Genomic DNA, 25,879 nt, shown 5'->3' on the forward strand with positions numbered 1-25,879 from the left:
AACCCATGGCTTAGACCGTTAGGGAACTTGGTGGAGGGATTTCCAGTGACACAACGGATCGAGAAACATGGCCTACAGGTGGCCCCTGAACTGGCGAATTTCATCGAGGATCAGGCGCTGCCCGGTAGTGGCGTGACGTCCGATGATTTCTGGAAGGGCTTCTCGGACCTTGCCCATGACCTTGCCCCGAAGAACACGGCCCTACTGGCACGGCGAGAAGAGCTGCAAAGCAAGATTGACCAATGGCACATCGCCCGGCGCGATCAGGCCCATGACCCCGATGCGTATCACGAATTCCTCAAGGATATCGGCTATTTGGTGCCCGAGGGCGACGCGTTTGAGATTGATACCACGAAGATCGACCCGGAAATCGCGACGGTCGCAGGCCCACAGTTGGTGGTGCCCATTACCAACGCGCGTTTCGCTCTGAACGCGGCCAATGCGCGGTGGGGCAGCCTCTATGATGCGCTCTATGGCACCGACGCGATGGGATCGCTCCCTGCCAAGGGCGGCTACGATCGAGGTCGGGGTGCCCGCGTTGTAGCGCGCGCCCGGGTGTTTCTGGATGAGGCCTTTCCGATCGAAGGCACGTCCCACGCCGATGCCCGCCGCTACCACGTGGAAAAGGGCGCTTTGCTGGTGGATGACAAGCCGCTGGCCACCCCTGCACAATTCGCGGGCTACGTCGGCCGCGCCAAGGCACCTGATGCGGTGCTTTTGGTGAACAATGGCTTGCATGTGGAGCTGGTCTTCGACCGCGCCCATAACATTGGCGCCCGCGATCAGGCGGGGCTGGCGGATGTGCGGATCGAAAGCGCCGTTTCCGCGATCATGGATTGCGAAGACAGTGTCGCCTGTGTCGATGCCGAGGATAAGGTTCTGGCCTACGGTAATTGGCTTGGCCTGATGAAAGGCGATCTGGCCGAGACCTTCGAGAAGGGCGGCAAGAGCGTTACCCGTGCTTTGGCTGAGGACCGTGTATTCACCGGCCCGGACGGGGCGGTGAAAGTGCTGAAGGGTCGCGCGCTGATGCTGGTGCGCAACGTGGGCCACCTGATGACCAACCCCGCTGTTTTGCTCCGCGACGGGGCAGAGGTCTATGAAGGGTTGATGGATGCGATGGTGACGATGCTGATCGCCAAGCATGATCTGGCCCGCGAGGGCGGAAACTCGGTCGCGGGAAGCGTCTATGTGGTGAAGCCCAAGATGCACGGGCCGGAAGAAGTCGCCTTTGCGGACGAGATTTTCACCCGCGTGGAGGCCGCTCTGGGGATGGAACGCTATACGGTCAAGCTCGGCATTATGGATGAGGAGCGCCGAACCTCGGTGAACCTGAAGGAATGTATCCGCGCGGCCAAGCACCGGGTCGCGTTCATCAATACCGGCTTTCTGGATCGCACGGGGGATGAAATCCACACTTCCATGGAGGCGGGACCGTTTTCGCGTAAGGACTTCATCAAGCGCAAGGGCTGGATCACGGCCTATGAAAACCAGAACGTCGATATCGGGCTGGAATGCGGACTGCGCGGAAAGGCCCAGATCGGCAAAGGCATGTGGGCCAAGCCCGATGATATGGCGGACCTGCTGGAGCAGAAGATCGAGCATCCCCGTGCGGGCGCGAACTGCGCATGGGTGCCATCGCCCACCGCCGCGACCTTGCACGCGTTGCATTACCATAAGGTAAATGTGGCGGCGGTGCAGGAGAAGCTGCAAGCGGGCGGCAAGCGGGCCTATGTGACGGCGCTTCTGGATATTCCGCTGGCCGCCTACCGGCGCTGGAACCGAGACCAGGTGATCCGAGAGGTGGAGAACAACGCCCAAGGGATCCTAGGCTACGTCGTGCGCTGGGTCGATCAGGGGGTTGGGTGCTCCAAGGTGCCGGATTTGAACGGCGTCGGTTTGATGGAAGACCGGGCAACGTGCCGGATTTCGGCGCAGCACATCGCCAATTGGCTCCACCACGGTGTGGTGTCCGAGGCCGATGTGGTGGAGGTGTTCCGCCGCATGGCAGAGGTGGTGGACGCGCAAAACGCGGGCGATCCGCTCTATCAACCGATGGCACCGGGGTTCAACGGGATCGCCTACGGGGCAGCCTTGGATCTGGTGTTGAAGGGGCGCGACCAGCCCAGTGGTTATACCGAGCCGGTGCTCCACCGCAGCCGATTGGCGTGGAAGGCGGCGTAGCAAGGGGGCGCTGCCCCCTTAGCGGCCCCTAAGGGGACCGCTTACCCCCGCGATATTTTCGAAAAGGTGAATGGGGGCGAAGGGCAAGGGGGCGCGTTTTGGCGCTGTATGAGATTGGGCAGATCAACATGAGGGACAACGCAAAGGTGTTTCTCGTGTGCATAGGACGCCCTGAACAGGAGAGGCCGAGCGGTGTTTGGCGCAGAAAAAAGCCCCGGTGCTGGGATGCGCCGGGGCTTTTTTGTGTGATTTACATAGGCGGTGGAGGCGGGGGCGGCATGACGGTGAAGAGCTGCGCCAGCTCATCCACATCGCCGGCTTTCTTCCAGCCGTCTTGGCCAGCCGTCCAAACCATCGTGTCGCGCGTGAGCGAGCCGTCGCCGGCCATTTGACCTAAGGTTGCCTTGGAGAAGGGGCCTTTCGTGGCACCGTTTTCTGCCGTGTGCCAGACGTGTTCCACCGGCGGCGGCGGGGGCGCGGCATGGGCGGCTTGGTGGGCCTGTTGTTGCGGCTGGTGCATGTTGTTGGCCATTTGGTTGGCCATCGCCATGCCCATGCCCATGCCAAGACCCTCGCCCATGCCGGAGCCGGGGGTTGAGGCGGCGGCGGCCATAGCTTCGGCGGTTTGGAACTGGGTGTATTTGTTCAGATCGCCGACCACGCCCATGGAGGTGCGTTTGTCCAACGCCTCTTCCACCGCGGGGGGCAGAGAGATGTTTTCGATGTAGAGCTCGGGCAGCGTCAGGCCGTAGCTGGAGATCGTCTCGGAAATTTTGCCGGCGACGACCTCACCCATTTGGCCAGTATTGGCGGCCATGTCGAGCACCGGAATGCCGGAGCCTGCAACGGCTTGGGAGAACTGCTGAACGATGATGTTGCGGATTTGGTGGGTGACTTCATCGGTGGTGAATTCACCATCGGTGCCCACGATTTCCGTCATGAACAGGCCCGCGTCCTGCACCTTCACGGTATAAGTGCCGAAGGCACGGATGCGGGTTGGGCCGAAATCGCTGTCGCGGATCATGATGGGGTTTTTGGTGCCCCATTTAAGATCAGTGAACCGGGAGGTGTTCACAAAATAGATTTCGGACTTGAAGGGGCTGGAGAAGCCATGATCCCAATGTTGCAGGGAGGTCATGATTGGCATGTTGTTCGTCTCGAGCATATACATGCCCGGGGTAAACACGTCGGCCAGTTGGCCTTCGTGGATGAAGACCGCGACCTGGCCTTCACGCACCGTCAGCTTGGCGCCGTATTTGATTTCATGGCCGTAGCGTTCAAACCGGTAGACCATCGTGTCCCGGCTATCATCGGTCCATTCGATGACGTCAATAAATTGACCTTTGAGAAAATCCATAATGGCCATGCGGTAGCAACTCCCACTGAAATATTGTGCGTTTTCCCGAATGATATAGGTATGACCGCCGCCAATCTACAGAGAAGTGGGGGAGGGAAACCTTACCGTTTTTTCACCTTATGGAACGGCGGTGGGGAGGAGAGGGCGGGATTGAGTTGTATTTGCCAAGATGAAGGGGAGAGGGCGCGCCTGAGTGGGTCCGTCGCGTGGAGGCACGGCGAGGAGCGCGTGTTGGCAAGGAGCGCGTGGGTGGCGGCCTAGGAAGGGCCGCCCACCAGTTCGCCGGCGATTTGGCGCACGATGGGGCGCGCTTGGTCTGGGGTCATGCCGATGGAGAGGCGGTCATCGTAGAGGATGCGCAGGAGCAGTTCATCATGGCGGGTGAGCAGGGCGAATTCCTCGTCGTCGTTGAAGATGGTGGGACGCGCGGTGCGGCTGTCGTTGGGAAGGCCCATGCCTTGGGCGATTTCCTCGTGCACACAGGAGCGGCGCAGGAGATCGGGGTGCTCGTCACGGATCACAGCGATCGCGGCGATATATTCCGAGGTGCCGGTAAGCGAGAAGGCGAAGATCGAGCAATAGGTGAGGCGGCCCATGTTCTGGATTTCACGGATCGTGGCGTCGTTGATGCTTGGCACCAGTTGGCGCAGGAGCGGAGCGGAATCTGACAAGGCATCGGCGTTCATGAACAGGACGTGGTAGTTCCCGCCGCTGTTCACGGCCCGCACGGAATGGCCGGTGAGGCGGGTCAAACGCGCGGCGTAGGTACCGAGGATGGCGCGGTCTTCGGCCTGTTGTCCGGCCTCGACAGACGCGCCGAAGTGGGGTTGCAGGCGTACCGGCGCGCTCCAGCGGCGCAGGGTGGACGGGGACTGTCGGGCGACAAAGCGCCCGTTTACCAGCTCATATTCATCATAGAGCGCGATGCGTTCAAAATTGGCCGCCAGCTCGTCGGCGGTGAAGGGCGTATCGGGGCCGCCGCCATCGGTCCGCAGCAGGCCACGGCCCACGAGCCGGGCCTCGGAACTGCGATAGTAGCGGGCGAGGGCCTGGCTTAGCTCGGAGGGGGGGGATGCGCCCGCACTGGTCGCGGGTTCGGACCGAGGTTCGGGAATGGGCGAGACTTCGGGCGCAGTCACGGTGACGCAGGCCGCGAGGGCGAGCGTCACCGTGATTGGCAGATAGCGGCGTAGAACCACGATACGGCTCAGGATTGAACCGGCGTGGCGTCGCCTTCGATCACATCTGCATCGGCCACAGGCCGGCGAGCAGAGGCCGAGGACAGCGTGTCGCGCAATTCGCGCTCCATCTTCTCCATCTCGGCTTCGGCTTCGCGGCGCTTGCGCTTGCCTTCGTCGGCGATCTGGAGGCTTTCCTCGATCGTGGCCACCAGTTCGGCGTTGGCGTGTTTGACGGCTTCGATGTCGAAAACGCCACGCTCCATCTCTTGGCGGACCATGCGGTTGCTTTCGCGCAGGTTCTCGGCGTTGCGGGTCAGCAGCTCATTGGTGAGATCGGTGGCTTCCTTCACCGCCTTCGCGGCCTCGGTGGAGCGTTGGATCGTCACGGCCTGGGCCAGTTGAGTTTCCCAAAGGGGCACGGTGTTCACGAGGGTCGAGTTGATTTTCGTCACCAGCGACTTGTCGTTCTCCTGCACCAAGCGGATCGACGGCAGGGATTGCATCGTCACCTGACGGGTCAGTTTCAGGTCGTGAACGCGGCGCTCCAGATCGTCACGGGCGGCACGCATGTCGCGCAATTCCTGCGCTTTGATGACCTGATCGTCCTCGGGGGCTGCGGCAACTTCGGCCTCTTTCGCGGGGATCGTGACTTCGTCCAGCTCTTTCAGCTTTTCTTCGCCAGCGGCGATGTAAAGCGCCAGCTCGTCGTAGAAATCGAGCGTTTTCTCGTAGAGTTTGTCGAGGGACTTGATGTCCTTCATCAGCACATGCTCGTGCTCCAGCAGGTTGTCGGTGATCTTGTCGATCTGTTCCTGCACGTCTTCGTATTTCGCCATGAAATCGTGGATCGGCTTGGCTTTGCCGAACAAACGCTCCCACCAGGATTGCTTGCGGTTTGGGTCCAGCTCATCAACCGAGAAGCCGCGGATGGTGCCGACGATGTCGCGCAGGCTGTCACCGGCGGGGCCTGCGTCCTTGTTCTTCACGCCTGCCAGCATCGCTTGGGAAATCTGCTGCAATTCGGCCTGCGCGGAGGAGCCGAAGGACACAATGGAGTTCGTGTCGTTCATGTTGATCTCGGCCATACGCGAGCGGATTTGCTCGGACGTCGGCTCATCTGCTTCGGGCAGGGGGACCAGATCGGCAGAGGGCTCGGGCAGAACCACTGCGTTCAGCTCATTAACCATCGTTTCGACCTCTTGGGCCTTTTGGTGGGTTTCGGTTTCCATAATCTTATCCCTGTCGTTCTAGATATTGTGTTTCGCGGTTCAGGCGGTCTTGCAGGACCTCAATCTCCACGTCGAAATTTGTGCGATCATCGATCAGAAGCGTTTCCTTGCGGGCGGCGAAGTTCTGCTCCAGATCGTCGAGGAAGGCGATGTAGTCGCTGCGGATCGCGTAATCGGTTTTGCGCGAATAGAGGTTGGCAAACTGCACCGTCGCGTCGAGCGCCCCTTGCAGGTAAACGCCCAGGTAGCGACGTGCCGCGTTCAGGTCGCGGGGGTCTTCTTCGACCTGGCGGAACAGGCCACGGGCGACCTCTTGGAAACGGTCAACGCGGGCTTCCAGTTGCGGGTCGCGCACACGGGCGATCGCGTCTTTCTGGCGGGCCAAAATCGCCTCGGCCTCGTCAATTTTGCGCGCTACCCGGTCAGAAGTGAAGGTGTCCATCCCCTCCATCCCTTTGTTTTTCAACGGGTCCAACCCGAATGAAAACAGGTGCAGACCAGCGGCCAAGAAGCCGACCACATTGGCGGCAACGATGGACCCGGCGCTGAAATCCGATCCGCCAAGGATCAGGAAGGCCACGCCCATACCGGTGCCCACGGCACCAAAGATCTTGCGGGGGATGGCGGGTTTGCGGGCCACTTTGCGTTCGTTGAACGCATCTTCCGCCCGCACGCCATCGCGGGTCAGCCAAGCGGCCAGCAGCAGCAAGGCGCCGCCTGCGAGGTCCGTCGCCATCTCGGTCACGCCCGAGTTGAACAGGACCGAGGAAATCGTCAGCAAGGGCAGAACGAACAGAATGTTCAGCTTGGCGCCGTGACGCATGGGTTTGCGACCTTTGAAGGGGGCAACCTCCATCTTCTGATGCGATACCATTTCGCGCGGTGTCTCACCGTCGCGCTGCCCCGTGGGGCTATGTTCGCCGCCGTACCGTTTTGCCATGCTTAAAGCGCTCCGAATCCGCCGAAAATCGCGCCAAGGATCACAAGGATCAGCACGAAGAAAGACACGCCTTGAAGAAAGCTGGATGACATTTGGACCCCGTTCCTGCCGTTTTGTTGTGCCTGTCACGAAAGATAGGCTCTGTCACCTGCAACGATATGCAGTTTTTCCGTCGAAAACCAGAGAGGCAAGCGGTTTGCTGCCGTGCAGCGCTGGTGTGAGAAACAGATCGGGTCACAAGGGTGTGATCGCAAGGGGGGATTGGGGGGAAAGCGAATTGCACGCTCCCCCATGTCACGCGCTTGCATCTTGACGCGAATTGCCCGTGGGCGTAGGCCAACTCCGTGGTGATTTGTGAACCGGATTGCGGGCCACGTTAAACATTCCGCTAAAGAGGTCGAGGCCGCTGAAATGCAGCGCCGTCCCCGACCATAACTATGGGATTTCGGTGCCAAAGACAGGCCACCGCCCGCTGAAATGGAGAATGGGGTATGACAGATACCACCAAGAAAAACTGGTCCAAACGCACTCGTGCCGTCCACGCAGGCAGCCGCCGTTCGCAATATGGCGAACTGTCCGAGGCGATGTTCCTGACCCAAGGTTTCGTCTACGACACCGCCGAGGATGCCGAGGCGCGGTTCATCAAATCAGGCGAGGATGAATATATCTACGCTCGCTACGGCAACCCGACGGTTGCCATGTTTGAAGATCGTATTGCCGCGCTGGAAGGGGCGGAGGCGGCCTTTGCCACTGCATCGGGCATGGCGGCGGTGTCGGGCGCGCTGACGGCGATGTTGCGGGCGGGGGATCATGTGGTGTCGTCGCGGGCGCTGTTTGGATCATGCCACTACATCCTTGACGAAATCCTAACGCGATTCGGCGTAGAGGTGACGTTTGTGGACGGCACCGATCTGGACGCTTGGCGCGCTGCGGTGCGGGCCGACACCAAGGCCGTGTTCTTCGAATCGCTCTCGAACCCGACGCTTGAGGTCATTGATATCCGCGCTGTGGCCGAGATCGCCCATAACGTCGGCGCGACGGTGATTTGTGACAACGTATTCGCCACGCCCACATTTAGCGATGCCATCGCCCAAGGGGTTGATGTGGTTGTCTATTCCGCCACCAAGCATATCGACGGGCAGGGCCGGTGCCTTGGCGGCGTGATCTTGGGCACCGAAGAATTCATCCGCAAAACGGTGGAGCCGTACCTTAAGCATACCGGCGGCGCGATGAGTCCGTTTAACGCTTGGGTCATGCTCAAGGGCTTGGAAACGCTGGACCTGCGGGTACGTGCCCAAGCCGCCAGCGCCCAAGCGATTGCCGAGGCGCTGGAAGGCGCCAAAGGCGTGTCGCGAGTCCTGTATCCGGGGCTGAAGTCTCATCCGCAGCACGCTCTTTGTGCGGCGCAGATGGGGGCAGGCGGCACTGTGATCTCGGTCGAGGTTGAAGGCGGCCAGGAAGGCGCGTTTCGTGCCCTTAACGCCTTGGATATATTTACGATTTCCAACAATCTGGGCGATGCAAAGTCCATCGCCACCCATCCCGGCACAACCACCCACCAACGCCTGACCGACGCGCAACGTACCGAGGTCGGCGTGACGCCGGGCCTGTTGCGCCTGTCCGTAGGCCTGGAAGATACAGACGATCTGATGGCCGACCTTTTGGGCGCATTGGGGGCGGCATGAACGGGCTTATCATTCGGCCCTACCGTCCGGCCGACGCAATCCCCTTGGCGACATTGTTCCACCGCGCGGTGCGCGAGGGGGCGGCGCAAAAGTACGACCCCGCGCAGTGCGAAGCATGGTCCCCCGCGCCCCCCACGGGCGAAGGCTGGCGCGCGCGGATTGAAGAAGCCGAGACCATCGTGGCTGAGCGAGACGGGACGCTTCTGGGGTTCATGACCTTGGATATCGAGACAGGATTCCTCGACTTTGCCTACGTTTCCCCGGAGTATATGGGCAAAGGCGTGGCCTCGGCCCTCTATGCCGTGATCGAGGGGCGGGCCCGCGTGAAAGGCCATTTGACCCTGGAGACAGAGGCCAGCCTACTGGCAGAGCCTTTCTTCCTGCGCCAAGGCTGGCGCTTGGTGCAGCGCCAAGAGGTGGAGCGGAACGGGGTGAAAATCCCCAACGTCCGCATGGAAAAGCGCCTCGTGCGGCGGTTCGCGGCGGCCTGAGGCGGCGTTTTCGGGCGGCCTGTGCGGGGTCTCTGCCGCTAGGGACCAAAAAACCGTCCGCACAAATTCGTGACGTCTCTTCCTAAGGCGTTGTTCCCGCGCCGAAAAATCTCTCTGCGGCGGTATGCCTCGCGAAAACAACGCTTGGGTTTTGCGAACTTTGCGCCATATCTATCAGGGCAACAACGAAGGAAGGGGTGGCACGTGAACATTCATGTTAAGACCGCCGATCAAAAACCATCCAGCCAGCAAGCTCAGGAAGCCCTCGCGGTTCTGAACGCTTGGGCGGCAGATGCGTCCTCTGATCAGATTGAAGCCTTGGAGCCCGCGCTTTCGCATATGCTGCGCGTGCCGGGGCTATCGAATGTGTATCCCGCTGATTTCAAAGCGGATGCGGCCTATCGCGCCACGCTGCCAGACCTTCAAAACGGCCCCGCGTCCCTGATTAAAGGGGCCAAGCGGCGCATCCAGCATGTTGGGATATCGAACTTCCGCCTGCCGTTGCGCTATGCGCTCCGGGACGGGGCCGAGATGCTTTTGGAAACCTCGGTCACCGGCACTGTCAGCCTTGAGGCGGACCAAAAGGGCATCAACATGAGCCGCATTATGCGGTCCTTCTACAAACACGCCGACGCGGCCTTTGGCTTTGATGTGATCGAGGCGGCGCTGGATGACTACAAGGCTGATCTTGGCAGCTTTGACGCTCGCATTCAGATGGGGTTGAGCTTTCCGATGCAGGTGGAAAGCCTGCGCTCGGGCCTAAGTGGCTGGCAGTATTACGATATCTCGCTGGAACTGGTGGAAAGCGCCGGGGTCCGGCAGCGGATCGTGCATTTGGATTACGTCTATTCGTCCACTTGCCCGTGCTCTCTGGAACTTAGCGAGCATGCCCGCGCCACACGCGGGCAATTGGCGACGCCTCATTCGCAACGCTCTGTCGCGCGGCTGTCTGTGGTGCAGCAGGGGGAGGGGATCACGTTTGAGGATTTGATCGAGGCCGCCCGTCGTGCCGTCCCGACCGAGACCCAAGTGATGGTGAAGCGAGAGGATGAACAAGCCTTCGCCGAGTTGAACGCCGCCAATCCGATCTTCGTAGAAGACGCCGCCCGCCTGTTTGCAGAGCAATTACAGGATCACGCAGGCGTTGGTGATTTCCGTGTTTTGGCCAGCCATCAAGAAAGCCTGCACAGCCATGACGCGGTTAGCCTTCTGACCGAGGGCGACACCTTTGCCGACGCCAGCATTGATCCCAAGCTATTCGGGTCGTTGATCCACAAAGGCTAATGTGATGCCTTAACGTCGCCCTGTAAGGTCTTGATAACAAAAAGCCCCGGCGAATATGCCGGGGCTTTTGTGTAAGGCGTGTTGCCTTGGATTAGTAGTAAGGACGCCCGCGGCCATAGCCGACGCGGTCGGTGATGTTGCCACCCCAGTCGCGGTCCGTCGTGCCGGAACGATAGCTAAGCGGTGCGCCGCGGCCTGCGCCGATGGGATCGGTGATGTTGCCGTTGTCCACGTCGGTCACGCCGTAGGGCACACAAGCGGTAACTCCCATGGCACCGGCGCCGAGGCCGGCAAGGCCCACGCTGCGAAGAACCGCACGGCGGTCCATCCGCTTCGAGGTAATCTGATCCGCGGAAAGCGGTTTGCCCTTGGAGGCGTCTTTTTTCTTGTCGTTGGTGTTATCGTCCATCTTGGCGATCTCCCTTGCAAATAGGCTGGGTTGAATGCTGTTTCCGGCAGGTAACCGGGGTCTGGCTTATTATCGTTATTCGTTAACTGTCTTTATCCGTCGCCGGGGCGGTGTCGTGGTCTGTGGCGGGGGCGTCAGAATCGCTGTGGGCATCAGAATCAGTGCCCGGCGCGCCCGAGGCGGGGCCAGCGCGGCGCGCATAGGTCGAGATATCGCCGTCACTCAGCGATTTTGCCTTACCCTTCGGGGCATCTTTCGTCATTAATTCCATCCCCTCTACCGGCCTTTTGAACAAAGGCATTGGCGTATTTCGCGGTGTGGTTGCCGTGGCAGACGGCGTTTGAACGCACCAAGTTGACCAAACGGTAGCCGCAGAGATGCATCAAATCAATCCTTTAGTGGTTAAAGCGGCTAGCACGACGGCAGGGCCGTCTTGACAGCCGCGCTTGGTCGCGCCAACGCTCCGCCTATGTTCGATGTGCGCCCAGTGGGCTATGTTCTTGGCCTTTTGGTCCTGACCCTTGGTGTCACCATGGTGATCCCGTTGGGAGCCGATGTCTGGCAGGGCAACGGCCATTGGGGGGCGTTTGCGGAATCGGCGGCGATTACGGTGGTGGCGGGGATGCTGCTGACGCTGGCTTGCGCCAATGGCGTGTCCGAGGGGCTCTCGATCCAGCAGACGTTCTTTTTGACCACGGGCGTGTGGCTGGTGCTGCCGCTGTTTGGTGCCTTGCCCTTCGTCTTCGGCCATACCGATGCCCGCGCCGTTGATGCGGTGTTCGAGGCGATGTCGGCTATGACCACGACAGGCTCTACCGTTCTGACGGACCTCGACAATCTGCCCCATGGTCTGAACCTGTGGCGCGGGCTGATGCAGTGGTTTGGCGGCATCGGGATCATTGTTGTGGCAATGGTGTTCCTGCCGGAATTGCGCGTGGGGGGGATGCAGATTTTCCGCTCAGAAGCCTTTGATACCATGGGAAAAATCCTTCCACGAGCGGGGGAGATCGCCAGCCGGATCTCGGTCATCTACCTGGGCTTAACCATCGCGTGCGGCCTGGCCTATCTGGCCGTCGGCATGGGGCCGTTCGATGCGCTGATGCATGCGCTTACCACCATGTCCACGGGCGGGTTCTCCAATTACAATGCGTCGTTCGGGGCGTTTCAGGGACCGGCGGAATATGTCGCCGCCGTCTTCATGATCTTCGCGAGCTTGCCGTTTGTGCGCTACATCCAACTGGTGGCGGGCACGGCGCGGCCGTTCTTCCTCGACTCGCAGATACGCGCCTACTTGGGCACCATTGCGATCCTGACACTGGTCTTCACGCTCTACCGACTGGTGGCTAACGGCGACACGGTGGAACACGGGTTGCGCGAGGGGCTTTTCAACGTCACTTCGATCATCTCGGGCACCGGGTTTTCCAGCGTGGACTACCAGCTTTGGGGGCCATCGGTGCCGGTGGTGTTCTTCTTTATCGGCCTGATCGGCGGCTGCGCTGGATCGACGTCGTGCTCGATCAAGGTATTCCGCTACCAATTGCTGTTCGCGTCTATCTCGACCCAGGTAAAGCGCCTTTATGCGCCCCATGGCATCTTTGAGCCGAAGTTTGAGGGCCGCCCCGTGGGGGAGGAAGTCATCTCTTCGGTCATGGCATTCTTCGTGTTGTTCTTTGTTTTCCTTGGCATTTTCGCGGTGCTCTTGGGCCTGACGGGCTTGGATGTGGTCACGGCGATCTCGGGCGCGGCCACGGCCTTGGCCAACATCGGACCGGGCCTTGGGGATGTGATCGGGCCAAGCGGGAATTTCGCGACGCTTAACGACGCGGCCAAATGGATTCTGGTGGCAGCGATGCTGATCGGTCGATTGGAGCTGATGGCCGTTCTGGTGCTGTTCACCGCCACGTTCTGGCGCACCTAGCGGCTTGCGGTGATCGCGCGCCCCGCCGCAACGCCAGAGGACCAGGCCCATTGGAAGTTGTACCCCCCCAGCCAGCCCGTCACGTCCACCGCTTCTCCAATCCCATAGAGACCGCTAACATGCTGGCTTTCCATCGTTTTTGACGACAGTCCATCGGTAGCGATGCCGCCCAAGGTGACCTCTGCGGTGCGATAGCCCTCGGACGAGGTGGGGGTCACGGGCCAGCCGGTCAGCCGGTCACACAGCGCCCGCAACGCGGTGTCGGATTGATCGGCAAGGTTGCCTGTGATCCCCCACGTTTCAGCCAAATGCTGCACCAACTTCTTGGGCAAAAAATCGGCCAATATTGTGGTTAGCGCCTTGTTCCCCACCTGAGTCCGCCGCGACCGTAGCGTGTCAAACAGGTCCGTGTCCGGCAGCAGATGCAGCGACAGCGCGTCCCCCTCCACCCAATAGGAGGAGATTTGCAGGATCGACGGCCCCGAAAGCCCGCGATGGGTGAACAGCATCCCTTCGTCAAAGCTGGTGCCATTGCACGACACGCGGGCAGGCACCGAGGTGCCGGACAAGGCGGCGAAATGTTCTTTCGTTGCGCCCTCGAACGTCAATGGAACAAGGCCGGGGCGGGTGTCGGTGATGCGATGACCGAACTGGGCAGCAAGGCGGTAGGCAAGGCCGGTGGCGCCCATTTTCGGAATGGACTTACCGCCGGTGGCCAACACCAGATTGCGCGCCGTGACGGTGGTTTTCTTCCCCTCCCGCAGAAGGCTGGCGTGGTACAGGCCATCGCGGTGGGACACCTCGGAAATCTCTGTCTGTAGCCAAAGCTTCGCAGGTGCCATTTCCGCCATCAGCATAGCGATGATGTCCTTGGCAGAGCGGTCGCAGAACTGCTGACCAAGGGTCTTTTCGTGGTAGGGGATGCCGTGGGATTGCACCAGGTCAAGAAAATCCCATTGGGTATAACGGCTGAGGGCGGATTTGGCGAAGTGCTTGTTCTCGCTCAGGAAGTTTTCTGGCCCGGCGTAGATATTTGTGAAGTTGCAGCGCCCCCCACCCGAGATGCGGATCTTCTCGCCGGGGGCTTTGGCGTGGTCCACCACAAGGGTATCGGGCCCGGCATGGGCGGCGCACATAAGGCCCGCGGCCCCGGCACCAAGGATGAGAGTGTGGAAATGGTGGGCCAAGGCGTTTCCGTCGATCTAGGGCGCTTTGACCGCACCGTTTGGGGGCGTGTTAATCCGCGAAGTTGCGGCTGACTTTCAGCTGATCCCAGGCCCAGACGACCTCTTGCAGCTTCTCTTCATCCGAACGGTCGCCGCCGTTCATGTCAGGGTGCAGCACCTTGATTAAGGCCTTGTAGGCCTTGCGGATTTCCGGCTTCGTGGCGTTGTCCTTGACCTCCAGAATCTCCACCGCGCGACGCTCCGTGGGGGGTAGGCGACGCCCCTTGGAGCCCGCGCCGCGGCCCGGATTTTGCGTCGCGTTCTGGCCCAGAACCTGATGGGGGTCTTCGATGCCCAACCGCTGCCAAGCGCGTTCTTCGGCCGAACGTTTCAAGGGCTTTGTGGGGCGGTCCCAAACCCGATCCCGGTCCATCTGCGCGTTCATCTCGGCTTCGGTCGTGCCTTCAAAGAAGTTCCATTTCAGGTTGTATTCACGCACGTGATCGCGGCAGAACCAGTGGAATTCTTCAAGGTTATCAGGGCCTTTGGGCGCGCGGTATTGGCCAGGCTCTTGGCAACCGGGCGCTTCACATGGTCTTTGGGATGTCTCGACCGCGCCGGACATGCCCCGGCGTCCAGTGCGCCGCTTCTTTTTGTCAGACTTGACGCTAAGATCGAAGTTAAAGGGATCTTTGTCGGCCATGGGAACGCACCTGTATTATTGGGAGTAAGCAGTTTAGTGTTTTGGCGGCTGAGGGGAAGGTCTTAGAGGGTGAAAATGATGACACGAGCACAGAAAATTGAAGCAGCTTTGCGCGAGGTCTTTGCGCCGAGACATCTTGAGGTTGTGGACGATAGCGAGGCCCATCGGGGCCACGCGGGGTATCAGGATGGCGGCGAGAGCCATTTTAACGTGCTTGTAGAAAGCGAAAAGTTTCAAGGGCTTAGCCGGATCGCGCGACATCGGGCGGTGCATGCGGCGATTGGGGCCGAGCTGATGTCAGAGATCCACGCCTTAGCCCTTACGATCCGCGACTAGGGGCGCGGGCACCTCATCGGGGGCGTCCCAGAGGTTTACCACTTCGTCATCGGTTGGCTCATCTTCAAAATCGTCGAAGCTCTCAGGCCTGGTCGTTTCAATGACAGGCGCGGCGTCGGTTTCTTTAGGCGGTGTTTGTATCGCCTCATCATCCACAACACGCTGAAAAACAAGCAAATTTCGGTAGGTCGTGGTTTTGTTGGTCAGGCCAGAGCGCTCCTCCTGAGGGAGGGTGTCAGCACGCAGGTATTGCCAGCCGTCGGCGGCAAGTTCGTTCATCAACGCCTCAACGGAATGGGCGAACAACGCCGCTCCTTTAAGGCCGCGCTGCTTGCGGGCTTTCTCGGGGGCGGGGACGATTTTGTACTCGGTTCTCATGGGCTCTCCGACGCGGGCTGGCGGGTGCGTTATGTAGGGTAGACGGGGAATAGGGGCAAGGCCGAAGGGGGTAGTTTGGCGAGGCAGGGCACCGGTCGCGGCGGCGCGATATCAGCGCTGCGCCGCGCGCTAGGGTGTATCAATGGTATATCAATTTGAAAGGCGTAGACCGGGCCTTGGCCCGGCTTCCCACCCTTTGCCCGGGCCAAGGCCCGGTCTACGCGCTTACTCGGCCAGTTTCGCCGCGACGATCTGATTGACCGCTTTAGGGTTCGCCTTGCCGCCGGTGGCTTTCATCACCTGACCCACGAACCAGCCCGCGAGCTTCGGGTTTTCTTTGGCCTTGGCGACCTGTTCGGGGTTGGCGGCGATGATCTCATCCACCGCCGTTTCGATCGCGCCGGTGTCCGTGACCTGCTTGAGACCTTCGGTTTCCACAATCTCAGACGGCGAGCGGCCAGAGGTATAGCTGATCTCGAACACGTCCTTGGCGATTTTGCCCGAGATCGTGTCGGCTTCGATCAATTCGATCAGCTCGGCCAATTGGGCGGGCGTCACGGGGCTGTCTTCGATCTGGCGCTCGTCTTTCTTCAGGCGACCGAACAGCTCGTTGATGACCCAATTGGCGGCGAGTTTGCCGTTCTTGGTGCCTGCGGTCACGGCCTCAAAATACTGAGCAGCTTCCACGTCGGCCGTCAAAACCGAGGCATCGTAATCCGATAGGCCGAAATCGCCGATGAACCGCGCCTTTTTGGCGTCGGGCAGTTCGGGCAGGGAGGCGGCGATGCCGTCCACGTAAGCTTGATCGAAGGTCAGGGGCAGCAGGTCAGGGTCGGGGAAGTAGCGGTAATCATGCGCCTCTTCCTTGGACCGCATGGAGCGCGTTTCACCCTTGTCGGGGTCATACAGACGGGTTTCCTGATCCACCGTGCCGCCGCCCTCGATGATGGCGATTTGGCGCTTTGCCTCAACCTCGATGGCTTGCTGGATGAAGCGCATGGAGTTCATGTTCTTGATCTCACACCGTGTGCCGAGGTGGGAGAAATCCTGTGTGGCCTGATATTTTTCGTACTGGCCCGGCGCACAGACCGAGACGTTCACGTCGGCGCGCAGGTTGCCGTTTTGCATGTTGCCGTCGCATGTGCCCAGATACAGCATGATCTGGCGCAGCTTCACCACGTAAGCGGCGGCTTCTTCTGGCGAGCGGATGTCGGGCTTGGAGACGATCTCCATCAGGGCAACACCGGTGCGGTTGAGGTCCACGAACGAAAGGGCAGGGTCCATATCGTGGATGGATTTACCGGCGTCCTGTTCCAGATGGATACGTTCGATGCGCACAAGGCGGGCTTTGCCGTCGCCCAGTTCCACCAGCACTTCGCCTTCGCCCACGATGGGGTGGTAAAGCTGGCTGATCTGATAGCCTTGGGGCAGGTCTGGGTAGAAGTAGTTCTTCCGGTCAAAGGCGGATTCAAGGTTGATCTCGGCCTTCAGGCCCAATCCCGTACGCACGGCCTGTTCAACGCAAGCCTCGTTAATCACGGGCAACATGCCGGGCATGCCCGCGTCCACGAAGGCGACGTTGGAATTGGGCTCGGCCCCGAACTTGGTGGAAGCGCCGGAGAACAACTTGGCGTTGGTGGAGACTTGGGCGTGGACCTCCATCCCGATCACAAGCTCCCAATCTTGCTTGGCGCCTGCAATCACACGAGGTTTCGGGGTGTCATAGGTGAGGTCGAGCATGGGTCTCTCCGGCAATGTGTTGCGAGGTGGTTTAGGGCAGGGGCGGGGGCCGGGCAAGAGTGGGATGGAACACGATTGGCCTTCGCTACGTTGCACCCTTGTAACCAATGCAAAGGAGACATGAGTTATGCCCAAGATGAGCAACGCAAAGATCCTGATTATGTCCACGCACGGTTTTGAACAATCGGAGCTGGAAGTACCGCTAAGCAAGCTGCGCAACGCAGGGGCCGAGGTCCATGTGGCGGCCCCCGAAGCCGGAGAGATCACCGGTTGGGATGGCGGCAACTGGGGCGATAAGGTCGCCGTGGATCTGACGCTCGATCAGGTGAACCCCGCTGATTACAACGCGTTGGTGCTGCCCGGCGGCCAGATTAACCCCGATATCTTGCGCACCAAGCCCGATGCGGTGGCGCTGGTGAAAGAGTTCGTGGAGACAGGCAAAATCGTCGCTGCGATCTGCCACGGCCCATGGATGCTAGTGGAAGCCGGTGTGGTCGCGGGCCGCGAGATGACCTCGTACCCGTCGATCAAGACCGACCTGATTAATGCAGGCGCAAATTGGGAAGACAGCGAGGTGGCGATTTCCAACGGGATCATCACCAGCCGGAACCCCGATGATCTGGAAGCCTTCGTAGCGAAGATCATTGAAGAGGTCGAAGAAGGCCGCCACGAACGCGCGGCTGCCTGATTCTCTTTGGTCCAATAGGGCCGAAATGACGGTTAAAGGGGCCGGGGTGTTTTACGCACCTTGGCCCTTTTTCATGGGGAATCCCGGGTTTTTGGGCGGAAACCAGCCGTTTTACGCAGGGTTTCTTGGGGGGCGGCTTGATTTGAATGATATCCCCGCGCACCTCCGATCGATCAAAAATGTCTGCCTTATATAGAGTGAAGAATTGATGAGTGTGTTTTCCCGCGTGGCCCGGTTCGGGGTATGTATGACTGCGGTACTGAGTTTGACCGCGTGCAATGCTCTGTCCGACATCTCGTTCCCCGGCTTCGAGCGCGAAGCGGAAGTTGTGGAATCCCCTGTGATGCGGTGGGATCACCGCCCCGATGGGGCCTCGTGGACCTCTACAGCGTTCACCGCTTTGGACACCCACGCCAGCGTGCTGCCAACGCTGGTGCCTGCCGATATCGCGCAGTGGTGCCCTGCCTATCCCGAAGCACCGCTGGAAAACCGAGAGGCGTTCTGGACCGGCTTGATGTCGGCCTTGGCCCGCCATGAAAGCACATGGAACCAGCAAGCGGTCGGCGGCGGTGGGCGTTGGTTTGGCCTTGTACAGATCAGCCCGGCCACGGCGCGACACTACGGGTGCCAAGCGACAAGCGGCCAAGCCCTGCTGGACGGGGATGCCAATATCTCTTGCGCCATGCGGATTTGGGCCACAACCGTGCCGCGTGACGGCGTTGTAGCCGCCTCCCGCGGTGGCGTGGCCGCGGATTGGGGGCCGTTCGTGCAAGCGCCCAAGCGTGAAGAAATGCGCCAGTGGATTTCCTCGCAGCCCTATTGCGCGATTTAACCACGTCTTAACCGCGAGCTGTTTAACCGGGGCGCATGGTATCCATGCGCCCTCTTGCCTTGCTGCTTAATCTTCGGGCATGTTTATGTCCTGTGCCAAACCTGGGGGGATGGCTGCCAATGGGCGTTCTGCGTCTGATGTATATTGCCAGTGGCTTTGCCGCTGTGACGGCCAGTGCGCCGGGGCTTGCCTTTGGGCAAGTTGAAGCGGTCGTGGGGGCGGTAGCCCAAGGGGCGGCGGTCGAAGTGACCTCTGCCGTGGCGGGGCCCGATGGCTCGATCGAGGCGGTGCCTTCAGGGGCGGCGCCCTTGCTGCATGTGCCGAGAGATGGCGACGGGGCGCCAGAGGTGGCGATTCTGCCAGACGTCGAAGATGACGCGCCCGAAATCAGTGATCTGGCCCCAGACAGCAGCCTGCGCCCTGTTGTGCGCGATTCCTGGGCTGTACCCGCCGCACGGTGGGACGATCACCCCCGCGGGCCCCGTTGGACGGCGGCTGTCTTGTCGGCCTTGCGCGGGCCCGGTGCGCCGCTGCTGGAGACAGAGCCTGACGATATCAACACATGGTGCCCCGGCTATTTGAACGCGACGCCAGAGCAACGCGCGGCGTTCTGGACGGGTCTGATTTCGGCCTTGGCGTGGCACGAAAGCACCCATAACCCCAGCGCTGTGGGCGGTGGCGGGCAATGGTTTGGGCTGGTGCAAATCTCTCCGGGGACGGCGCGGTGGCGCGATTGCGATGTCGGGTCAGGCGAGGCGTTGTTGAACGGGGCAGCCAACCTGCGCTGCGGCGTGCGCATCATGGGCGTGACCGTGCCGCGTGATAACGTAGTGTCCGAAGGGATGCGCGGCGTGGCCGCCGATTGGGGGCCATTCCATTCCGCGCGCAAACGTGAGGATATGCGCAATTGGGTGCGAGAGCAGGAATATTGTCAGGCCAGCGTTCCCCAAATCCGTCCGGTGATGCGGCCAGAGGGCGCGAGCCTGCCGATGTTGGATGACGCGCCGGTGCTGTCACCGCATCCGGCCTCGGCGCAACGTGCCCGGCCGGTGCCTCGGCCCGTAAACCTCTAGACGCAAACGAAAAAGCCCCCGGGGAAGGGGGCTACATTCAACAAGTTCGGATCGGTTAAGACCTTTCGCGAACCGGAATGCCCCGGTTCGTGGCTTCGCGGATCATGTCGTAGGGATCGGGCAAACATTGCAGGGGCAAGACAACCTCGGTCCCGTCGTCCAGAATCAGGCCCATGCGGCGGTCGGCTCCACGATTGATCACCTTCAGGTAGGAAATCTGCGAGGTGGGAATGACAAGATCCTCGCTCCCGCCAAGGATGCTCCACGATGATCGGGTCATCTTTATCCCGTAGGTGGGCACGCGGGTGACCTGGAACAGGCAAACCAGCAGCGCCGGCACCATCAGGAGGAGCACGAAGCCGGGGGCGATCTGCCACAAGAACACGGTAAGAGCACAAAGGCCGGTAAAGCTAATGATGCTTAGGCTGGCACTTCCGGGGCGGGATGCATATTCAAAAGTATCTGTCATGGCGATGATATAGAAGGCCAATTGTGCCCAGATTAGGGAACGGTTGGGGCCGCCAAGTGGTGCTTTTCGGGCGTGCCGTAGGGGCACAACGCGCAAACTGCCTCATTCGGGGCGCAGATTGCACGATGGGCAAGCCGAAAGCGGGCTGCTAGACAAGCCCCATGACCACCGCTCCAATAGATGCACGCGCCAAAGGGCGCATCCCCGCCCTTGATATCGCGCGGACCCTCGCATTGATCGCGATGGTGGTGTTTCACTTCACCTTTGATCTGGAGATGTTCGGCCACGTCCCCTTCGGCACCGCAACCACGGGCTTTTGGCGGGCTTTGGCTGTGGGCACGGCGGGCTCGTTCCTGTTTCTGGCGGGGGTGGGCCTGTGGTTGGCGCACGCAAACGGCATCCGTTGGGCCGCGTTCCTGCGGCGCTTCGCCATGATCGCGGGGGCGGCGGCATTGGTGAGCATTGGCACCTATCTGGCCTTCCCCCATGCCTTCGTCTTCTTCGGCATCCTGCATTCCATCGCCCTGTGCAGCCTTCTGGGCCTTGCCGCCTTGCGCTTGCCGGTTGTGGTGATCGCGGCGCTGGCCGTGGCCGTCTTATACGCGCCAAACTTCCTGAGCGGGCCGATGTTCGACGCGCCCTATTGGTGGTGGAGCGGGTTGCAGACGATCCCCCTGCGCACGGTAGATTACGAGCCGATCTTCCCGTGGTTCGCACCGTTTCTGGCCGGAGTAGCGGCGTCCAAATTGGCCAGCCACTTCGGCATATGGGCGCGCCTTACGACGTCAACCCCGACACGCGCCACGCGTTTGGCGGGCTTGCCGGGGCGGCATTCCTTACTGATTTACCTGATCCACCAGCCGATCCTGATCGGCATTGTCTGGGGCGCGACGCAGCTTTTGCGGTAGGGCGCTCAGGCTGCCTGCATTCGCGATACCATCTCGGCCAAGTCGCGGCTGAGCCCCGGTGCGGCGGCCATGCGTGACAGAGCATTCAACATCAGCGCTTGGCGGTCCGCATCGTAGCGGCGCCATGTGTCAAAGGCCGAGGACATGCGGGCGGCGGTTTGCGGGTTCGCGCCGTCCATCTTGATCAGCCAATCCGCCACAAAATCGTAGCCACGCCCCGAGGGGTCGTGGAAGGCGGCAGGGTTTGCGACCAACCCGCCGATCAACGCACGGAAGCGGTTGGGGTTTTTCCAGTCAAACAGCGGGTGCTGGCTGAGCGCTTCGGCGATATCCAAAGCCTCGGCGCTTGGGGCGCTGGCAACCGAGATCATGAACCATTTGTCCATTACCAACCGTTCGTGCTGCCACTGTGCCTCGAACGCGGCGGCGGCGTCGCGGTCGCCGCAGCGGATCAGGATGGCCAGCGCGGCAAGTTGATCGGTCATATTGGTGGCGGAGGCGAAGGCATCTTGTGCGCGGGCCAGATCAGAGGGGCTGCTCAGAAGCGATAGGGCGGTGTTGCGCAACGCCCGTTTGCCCGCGCTGGCCGCGTCGGGGGAGAAGGGGGCATTGGCGTCCACCGCGTCAATGAACCCTTCCAGCGTAGGCCTTAGCCATGCGCCCACGTCACGCATTCTTGCGTCGCGGACCTGCGCGATCCGCGTGGGATCGGGGACAACGCCCGCGTCCACGGTGGCTTGGGTCAGGTCGTCTTCCGACGGGAAGCTGAGCACGAGGGCGATGAATGCGGGGTCCAATGTGGTGTCGTTGCAGAAGTCTTGCAGCGCGTTCCAGACCATAGCCCGCGCTTCTTTCTGGCCCGCTTCGCCGTGGCAAATCTCAGCGACAAGTACCTCTTTCAACAGGCTCCGGGCGGCTTCCCACCGGTTGAAGGGATCGGTGTCATGGGCCAGCAAAAGGGCGCGGTCGGCGGCGGTCATCTCCATATCAAGCACCACGGGCGCCGAGAAGCCGCGCAGGATCGAGGGCACGACATGATCCGGCGCGGTGCCGCCCGCCAGTGCGGCCAGATCAAAGGTCAGATCAAGGGACGGCCCATCAAGGTCGATCAGGGTGGAGGCGAGAACCTCGGTTCCGTCGCCCGCCAACAGGCCAAGGGAGACAGGAATTTTCGCAGGCTCTTTCATCGGCTGGCCCGGTGTCGGCGGCACTTGTTGCGAAAGGCTTAGGTGCAGGTTGTCGCCGTCGCGCCGCCAAGAGGCGCTGACCTTGGGCGTGCCAGCTTGCGAATACCAGCGCTTGAACTGGCTCAGGTCCACGGCGGCGATTTCTTCAAAACAGGCGAGCCAATCCTCGATCGTGCAGGCCTGCCCATCGTGGCGGTTGAAATACAGCTCGCACCCCGCACGGTACAGATCCGCCCCCAGATAGGTGCGCAACATGCCGATCACCTCGGCACCTTTCTCGTAGATGGTAGCGGTGTAGAAGTTGCTGATTTCAATGAATTGTTCGGGGCGCACGTTATGGGCCAGCGGCCCGGCATCTTCGCGGAACTGGCGCGCGCGCAGCTTGATAACATCTTCGATCCGCTTGACGGGGGCCGAGCGGACATCGCTGGTAAACTGCTGATCGCGGTAAACCGTGAGGCCTTCCTTCAGGCACAGCTGGAACCAATCGCGGCAGGTGATGCGGTTACCGGTCCAATTGTGGAAGTATTCATGGGCGACAACGGATTCGATCCATAGATAATCCTTGTCCGTCGCGGTTTCGGGGGAAGCAAGAATGTAGCTGGAGTTGAAGATGTTCAGCCCCTTGTTCTCCATCGCGCCCATGTTGAAATCGTCCACCGCGACGATGTTGAAAACGCTCAGGTCATATTCGCGGCCATATTCCGTCTCGTCCCACCGCATGGAGCGCTTCAGGGCGTCCATCGCATAGGCGCATTTGTCCACGTCACCGGGCCGCACCCAAATGTTGAGGTCCACAGGCGCACCCGAGGCGGTGGTGAAATGGTCTGAATGGGCCACCAGATCGCCCGCCACCAGCGCAAACAGATAGGCAGGTTTGGGCCAAGGATCGGTCCATTGGCCGGGGGCGGTTTCATTGCCGTTGGACAGCAACACCGGTAGGTCACTGTCGATCTGCACCGTGAAGGGGGCCATCACATCGGGGCGGTCGGGGTAATAGGTGATCTTGCGAAAACCCTCGGCCTCACATTGGGTGCAATACATGCCGTTCGACATATAGAGCCCCTCGAGCGCGGTGTTGGCTTGGGGGTTAATCTCGACCTCGGCCTCCCACACGAAGGGCGCGTCGGGGACAGGGCAGGACAGGCCCGCGTCGGTAACGACGGGGGTAACGGGCATGCCGTCAATCGCTGCGCTGATGAGGGTGAGCTGTTCGCCGTGCAGGAAAAAACGCGGGTCGGTGGCGTCTTGATCCGGGTTCGGGCGAAAGGCGATCTTGGATTTCACGCGCGTCGCGGTGGGGTGGAGGGTGAAGGACAGCGCGACGCTGTCGATCAGGTAGCCAAAGGGGGTGTAGTCGGCAAGGCGAACGGGCTGCGGGGCGTGGGTCATCTGGGTCCTCCGGGACGTGTTGGGCGGAAGGTAGGACGCGGGGGCGGGGGCTGCAATGGGCTGACTTGTCTAGCCCCGGAAATCTGCTACCTCTGGCCTAATGAAGGCAGTTCTCGTTTTGTTTCAACGCGCTTTGCGTGTCCACGATAACCCTGCGCTTGCCCTAGCGGCAACGCGGGGGGGGCCTGTCGTGCCGGTTTTCATCGCCGATCCAGAGGCATGGGCGCAGCCCGACGCCTCGGCCCGGCAATGGCGGTTCGTGGCGGAAAGCCTTGGGGAACTGCGGGCCGAGTTGGGGGCGCTTGGCGCGCCCTTGGTGGTGCGTTGCGGCGATATGTTGTCGGTGCTGGAGGCGCTTTGCATGGAGCATTCGGTGGCCGAGATCATCAGCATCGACGCCCCCGCGACGCAGTGGGAAGCCGCCCGCAACGCCCGCGTCGCGGCATGGGCAGAGGCGGCCAATGTGGCGTGGACCGTTGTGCCTGAGGGGCAAGCGATTGCCGCGCCTGAAGGCTTGCTTGGCACCGACGCCGCTACGGGCGCGATCCCCGAGGCGCGCGACTTGGCGCTGGCGTTTGACCCTTGCCCCGGACGGCAGCGGGGCGGGCGATCCTCTGCCACGGTACTGTTGCGGGCCTTTGGCGGAGAGGCCTCGTCGCGCTTGTCGCCGCATTTGGCTTGGGGCGTTGTCTCGGCCCCGGAGGTTGCAGAAAGCATCGTAGCCCGCCGCGCCGTGGTGCCCGCCGACGATGCGCTTGCCCGCAGTCAGTTTCGCAAGCTGCAAGCCAATCTGGCGCTGCGTGAACAGGACCACGCGACCCTGCGCAACAAGCCGATGATGGAAAGCCGTTGCCTGCATTCCGCCTATGAGGACCTGTGGCAACCGCCGCCCCCCAAGGACCGGTTTCGCGCATGGGAAGCGGGTCAAACCGGCATTCCATTCGTCGATGCCGCCATGCGCGGATTGATCGCAACGGGGTGGCTGCCGCACCCGTTGCGCATCATGTTGGTGTCTGTCGCGGCGTATCATCTGTGGCTGGACTGGCGGGTAACGGGGCCGCATTTGGCGCGGCTGTTCACCGACTATGATCCCGGCATCCATTGGCCGCAGATGCAGGCCCATGCGGGCACCACGGGTGTGGGATCAATTCGCGTAGACAACCCGATGAAGCGGGGCCAATTGCTGGACCCGAGTGGCGCGTTCACCCGCAAATGGTGCCCAGAACTGCGCGATGTGCCAGACGCCTATGTGCAAACACCTTGGTTGTGGGAAGGCGCGGGCAAGTTGCTTGGCCGTCGTTACCCGGCGCGGATTGTCGATGTGGAAGAGGCCGCCAGTGCCGCCCGCGCCCGCGCCACCGCCCTGCGACGGGGCGAGGGGTTTGAGCGTGAAGCCGCAGAGAACGCGGGCCAAGCTGTGTTCAGTCTGGGGGAGGGGGACGTGCCACCCACCAAGCCCCCCGCAGCGCCACGTCGCGAGATATCAGAGACCCCGGACCAATTATCGTTCAATCTGTGACGGCCATGCCGCAGACGCGGCATCGGCCTTTGGTTTCATGGCGAATAGGGCGCTTAGTAGGTGCGGATCAACCCCACCAACTTACCTTGCACCTTCACCTGATCGGATCGGAAAACGCGTGTCTCATAGGCCGGGTTTGCCGCCTCCAGTGCGATCATGCTGCCCTTGCGGCGCAGGCGCTTCAGGGTCGCTTCATGGTCTTCCACCAATGCAACGATGATATCGCCGTTATCAGCAGTGGAGCCTTCTTCGATCACCACGATATCGCCATCGTTGATGCCCGCGTCGATCATGGAATCGCCTTTTACCTCAAGGGCATAGTGGTTTCTCCCGGTGCCAAGCATCTGTTCAGGCACCGCCACATGGGAGGCGACCTGAGAAATCGCCTCAATCGGGACACCGGCGGCGATCTGGCCCATGACCGGCAATTCACGGGCGGCCGAGGCTTGCACCGCCATCGCGCCCGCAGGCGGGTCCGTCCGGTCGCCTTCAATCACACGGGGCGCAAAGCCGCCGTCCTTCATGGCGTCGGGCATTTTCACGATCTCAATGGCGCGGGCACGGTGGGCCAGGCGACGGATAAAGCCGCGCTCCTCCAGCGCCGTAATCAAGCGGTGGATGCCGGACTTGGAGCGCAGATCAAGGGCGTCTTTCATCTCATCAAACGAAGGGGGCACCCCATCGCGCTGCATCCTTTTGTTAATAAACTCCAAAAGATCGCGCTGTTTCCGCGTCAGCATACCCGTCTCCCTCGCAATGATGGCGCCTTGCGCCGCTTTTTGCCCCGGACTGACAAACCGGGAACAATGC

At 61.2% G+C, this 25,879-nt stretch carries 24 protein-coding genes and 1 riboswitch; of the genes, 11 read left to right on the forward strand and 13 right to left on the reverse strand.

The window, feature by feature from the left end:
- Nucleotides 1-45 precede the first annotated feature (45 nt).
- Entirely contained in the window at nucleotides 46-2,184 is a 2,139-nt protein-coding gene (locus K3728_08060; GenBank protein UWQ97157.1) for a malate synthase G, read from the forward strand.
- Nucleotides 2,185-2,434: 250 nt separating this feature from the next.
- Here K3728_08060 and K3728_08065 read toward each other — a convergent pair whose 3' ends face one another.
- The 4 genes from K3728_08065 to K3728_08080 all read right to left on the reverse strand — a co-directional run bounded on the left by K3728_08065 (nucleotide 2,435) and on the right by K3728_08080 (nucleotide 6,891).
- Nucleotides 2,435-3,550, reverse strand: a complete 1,116-nt coding sequence (locus K3728_08065; protein UWQ97158.1) for an SPFH domain-containing protein — start codon at nucleotides 3,548-3,550, stop codon at nucleotides 2,435-2,437.
- Nucleotides 3,551-3,798: 248 nt separating this feature from the next.
- Nucleotides 3,799-4,740, reverse strand: a complete 942-nt coding sequence (locus K3728_08070) for a DUF2927 domain-containing protein (protein ID UWQ97159.1) — start codon at nucleotides 4,738-4,740, stop codon at nucleotides 3,799-3,801.
- Between the two features lie 8 nt (nucleotides 4,741-4,748).
- Nucleotides 4,749-5,951 carry a toxic anion resistance protein gene (locus K3728_08075; GenBank protein UWQ97160.1) on the reverse strand — a complete coding sequence of 401 codons (1,203 nt, stop codon included), beginning with the start codon at nucleotides 5,949-5,951 and terminating at the stop codon, nucleotides 4,749-4,751.
- Nucleotides 5,952-5,955: 4 nt separating this feature from the next.
- Nucleotides 5,956-6,891: a 5-bromo-4-chloroindolyl phosphate hydrolysis family protein gene (locus tag K3728_08080; protein UWQ97161.1), complete on the reverse strand. Its 936-nt coding sequence runs from the start codon at nucleotides 6,889-6,891 to the stop codon at nucleotides 5,956-5,958.
- Nucleotides 6,892-7,225: 334 nt separating this feature from the next.
- Nucleotides 7,226-7,304, forward strand: a riboswitch (SAM riboswitch).
- A 78-nt stretch (nucleotides 7,305-7,382) separates the two neighbouring features.
- Between K3728_08080 and metZ the strand changes: the two genes are divergently transcribed.
- The 3 genes from metZ to folE2 all read left to right on the forward strand — a co-directional run bounded on the left by metZ (nucleotide 7,383) and on the right by folE2 (nucleotide 10,351).
- A complete protein-coding gene (gene metZ, locus K3728_08085) occupies nucleotides 7,383-8,576 on the forward strand; it encodes an O-succinylhomoserine sulfhydrylase (GenBank protein UWQ97162.1) in 1,194 nt (397 codons plus the stop codon).
- Nucleotides 8,573-9,067, forward strand: a complete 495-nt coding sequence (locus tag K3728_08090) for a GNAT family N-acetyltransferase (protein UWQ97163.1) — start codon at nucleotides 8,573-8,575, stop codon at nucleotides 9,065-9,067. The genes metZ and K3728_08090 overlap by 4 nt, the downstream gene beginning before the upstream one ends.
- A gap of 204 nt (nucleotides 9,068-9,271) precedes the next feature.
- The gene (folE2, locus tag K3728_08095; protein ID UWQ97164.1) at nucleotides 9,272-10,351 is read left to right on the forward strand and encodes a GTP cyclohydrolase FolE2; all 1,080 of its coding nucleotides are present in this window, start codon (nucleotides 9,272-9,274) and stop codon (nucleotides 10,349-10,351) included.
- Nucleotides 10,352-10,442: 91 nt separating this feature from the next.
- On the opposite strand, the gene K3728_08100 is transcribed toward folE2, so the two are convergent.
- Both K3728_08100 and K3728_08105 read right to left on the reverse strand, forming a co-directional pair.
- Nucleotides 10,443-10,760 carry a hypothetical protein gene (locus K3728_08100; GenBank protein ID UWQ97165.1) on the reverse strand — a complete coding sequence of 106 codons (318 nt, stop codon included), beginning with the start codon at nucleotides 10,758-10,760 and terminating at the stop codon, nucleotides 10,443-10,445.
- A gap of 82 nt (nucleotides 10,761-10,842) precedes the next feature.
- Nucleotides 10,843-11,022 (reverse strand): hypothetical protein, encoded by a 180-nt coding sequence (locus K3728_08105; protein UWQ97166.1) that lies wholly within the window; start codon nucleotides 11,020-11,022, stop codon nucleotides 10,843-10,845.
- Between the two features lie 207 nt (nucleotides 11,023-11,229).
- On the opposite strand from K3728_08105, the gene K3728_08110 reads away from it, so the two are divergent.
- On the forward strand, nucleotides 11,230-12,678 hold the full coding sequence (locus tag K3728_08110) for a TrkH family potassium uptake protein (protein ID UWQ97167.1): 1,449 nt from the start codon (nucleotides 11,230-11,232) through the stop codon (nucleotides 12,676-12,678).
- Here K3728_08110 and K3728_08115 read toward each other — a convergent pair.
- Both K3728_08115 and K3728_08120 read right to left on the reverse strand, forming a co-directional pair.
- Nucleotides 12,675-13,865, reverse strand: a complete 1,191-nt coding sequence (locus K3728_08115; protein UWQ97168.1) for an NAD(P)/FAD-dependent oxidoreductase — start codon at nucleotides 13,863-13,865, stop codon at nucleotides 12,675-12,677. The two genes, K3728_08110 and K3728_08115, sit on opposite strands and share 4 nt — an antisense overlap.
- A gap of 49 nt (nucleotides 13,866-13,914) precedes the next feature.
- Entirely contained in the window at nucleotides 13,915-14,547 is a 633-nt protein-coding gene (locus K3728_08120) for a J domain-containing protein (GenBank protein ID UWQ97169.1), read from the reverse strand.
- A gap of 78 nt (nucleotides 14,548-14,625) precedes the next feature.
- On the opposite strand from K3728_08120, the gene K3728_08125 reads away from it, so the two are divergent.
- The gene (locus K3728_08125) at nucleotides 14,626-14,883 is read left to right on the forward strand and encodes a BolA family transcriptional regulator (protein ID UWQ97487.1); all 258 of its coding nucleotides are present in this window, start codon (nucleotides 14,626-14,628) and stop codon (nucleotides 14,881-14,883) included.
- Here the strand turns inward: K3728_08125 and K3728_08130 are convergent.
- Together K3728_08130 and gatB are read right to left on the reverse strand one after the other, a co-directional pair.
- The gene (locus tag K3728_08130; protein UWQ97170.1) at nucleotides 14,860-15,261 is read right to left on the reverse strand and encodes a DUF4177 domain-containing protein; all 402 of its coding nucleotides are present in this window, start codon (nucleotides 15,259-15,261) and stop codon (nucleotides 14,860-14,862) included. The two genes, K3728_08125 and K3728_08130, sit on opposite strands and share 24 nt — an antisense overlap.
- A 225-nt stretch (nucleotides 15,262-15,486) precedes the next feature.
- Nucleotides 15,487-17,001, reverse strand: coding sequence for an Asp-tRNA(Asn)/Glu-tRNA(Gln) amidotransferase subunit GatB (gatB, locus tag K3728_08135; protein ID UWQ97171.1), 1,515 nt, complete (start codon nucleotides 16,999-17,001; stop codon nucleotides 15,487-15,489).
- A 127-nt stretch (nucleotides 17,002-17,128) separates the two neighbouring features.
- Here gatB and K3728_08140 point away from each other — a divergent pair, with 127 nt between their 5' ends.
- The 3 genes from K3728_08140 to K3728_08150 all read left to right on the forward strand — a co-directional run bounded on the left by K3728_08140 (nucleotide 17,129) and on the right by K3728_08150 (nucleotide 19,594).
- On the forward strand, nucleotides 17,129-17,689 hold the full coding sequence (locus tag K3728_08140; GenBank protein ID UWQ97172.1) for a type 1 glutamine amidotransferase: 561 nt from the start codon (nucleotides 17,129-17,131) through the stop codon (nucleotides 17,687-17,689).
- 247 nt (nucleotides 17,690-17,936) lie between these two features.
- The gene (locus K3728_08145; GenBank protein ID UWQ97488.1) at nucleotides 17,937-18,521 is read left to right on the forward strand and encodes a transglycosylase SLT domain-containing protein; all 585 of its coding nucleotides are present in this window, start codon (nucleotides 17,937-17,939) and stop codon (nucleotides 18,519-18,521) included.
- Between the two features lie 137 nt (nucleotides 18,522-18,658).
- The gene (locus K3728_08150) at nucleotides 18,659-19,594 is read left to right on the forward strand and encodes a transglycosylase SLT domain-containing protein (GenBank protein UWQ97489.1); all 936 of its coding nucleotides are present in this window, start codon (nucleotides 18,659-18,661) and stop codon (nucleotides 19,592-19,594) included.
- Between the two features lie 55 nt (nucleotides 19,595-19,649).
- Here K3728_08150 and K3728_08155 read toward each other — a convergent pair whose 3' ends face one another.
- On the reverse strand, nucleotides 19,650-20,063 hold the full coding sequence (locus tag K3728_08155; GenBank protein UWQ97173.1) for a hypothetical protein: 414 nt from the start codon (nucleotides 20,061-20,063) through the stop codon (nucleotides 19,650-19,652).
- A 161-nt stretch (nucleotides 20,064-20,224) separates the two neighbouring features.
- Between K3728_08155 and K3728_08160 the strand changes: the two genes are divergently transcribed.
- Entirely contained in the window at nucleotides 20,225-20,971 is a 747-nt protein-coding gene (locus tag K3728_08160) for a DUF1624 domain-containing protein (protein ID UWQ97174.1), read from the forward strand.
- A 5-nt stretch (nucleotides 20,972-20,976) separates the two neighbouring features.
- Here the strand turns inward: K3728_08160 and pepN are convergent, their stop codons facing one another.
- Nucleotides 20,977-23,550, reverse strand: coding sequence for an aminopeptidase N (pepN, locus tag K3728_08165; protein ID UWQ97175.1), 2,574 nt, complete (start codon nucleotides 23,548-23,550; stop codon nucleotides 20,977-20,979).
- A gap of 100 nt (nucleotides 23,551-23,650) precedes the next feature.
- Here pepN and K3728_08170 point away from each other — a divergent pair, with 100 nt between their 5' ends.
- Nucleotides 23,651-25,069: a deoxyribodipyrimidine photo-lyase gene (locus tag K3728_08170; protein UWQ97176.1), complete on the forward strand. Its 1,419-nt coding sequence runs from the start codon at nucleotides 23,651-23,653 to the stop codon at nucleotides 25,067-25,069.
- A gap of 53 nt (nucleotides 25,070-25,122) precedes the next feature.
- Here the strand turns inward: K3728_08170 and lexA are convergent, their stop codons facing one another.
- A complete protein-coding gene (gene lexA, locus K3728_08175) occupies nucleotides 25,123-25,809 on the reverse strand; it encodes a transcriptional repressor LexA (protein UWQ97177.1) in 687 nt (228 codons plus the stop codon).
- Nucleotides 25,810-25,879 lie beyond the last annotated feature (70 nt).

This window comes from Rhodobacteraceae bacterium M385 (assembly GCA_025141835.1).
Classification (GTDB): Bacteria; Pseudomonadota; Alphaproteobacteria; order Rhodobacterales; family Rhodobacteraceae; genus Gymnodinialimonas.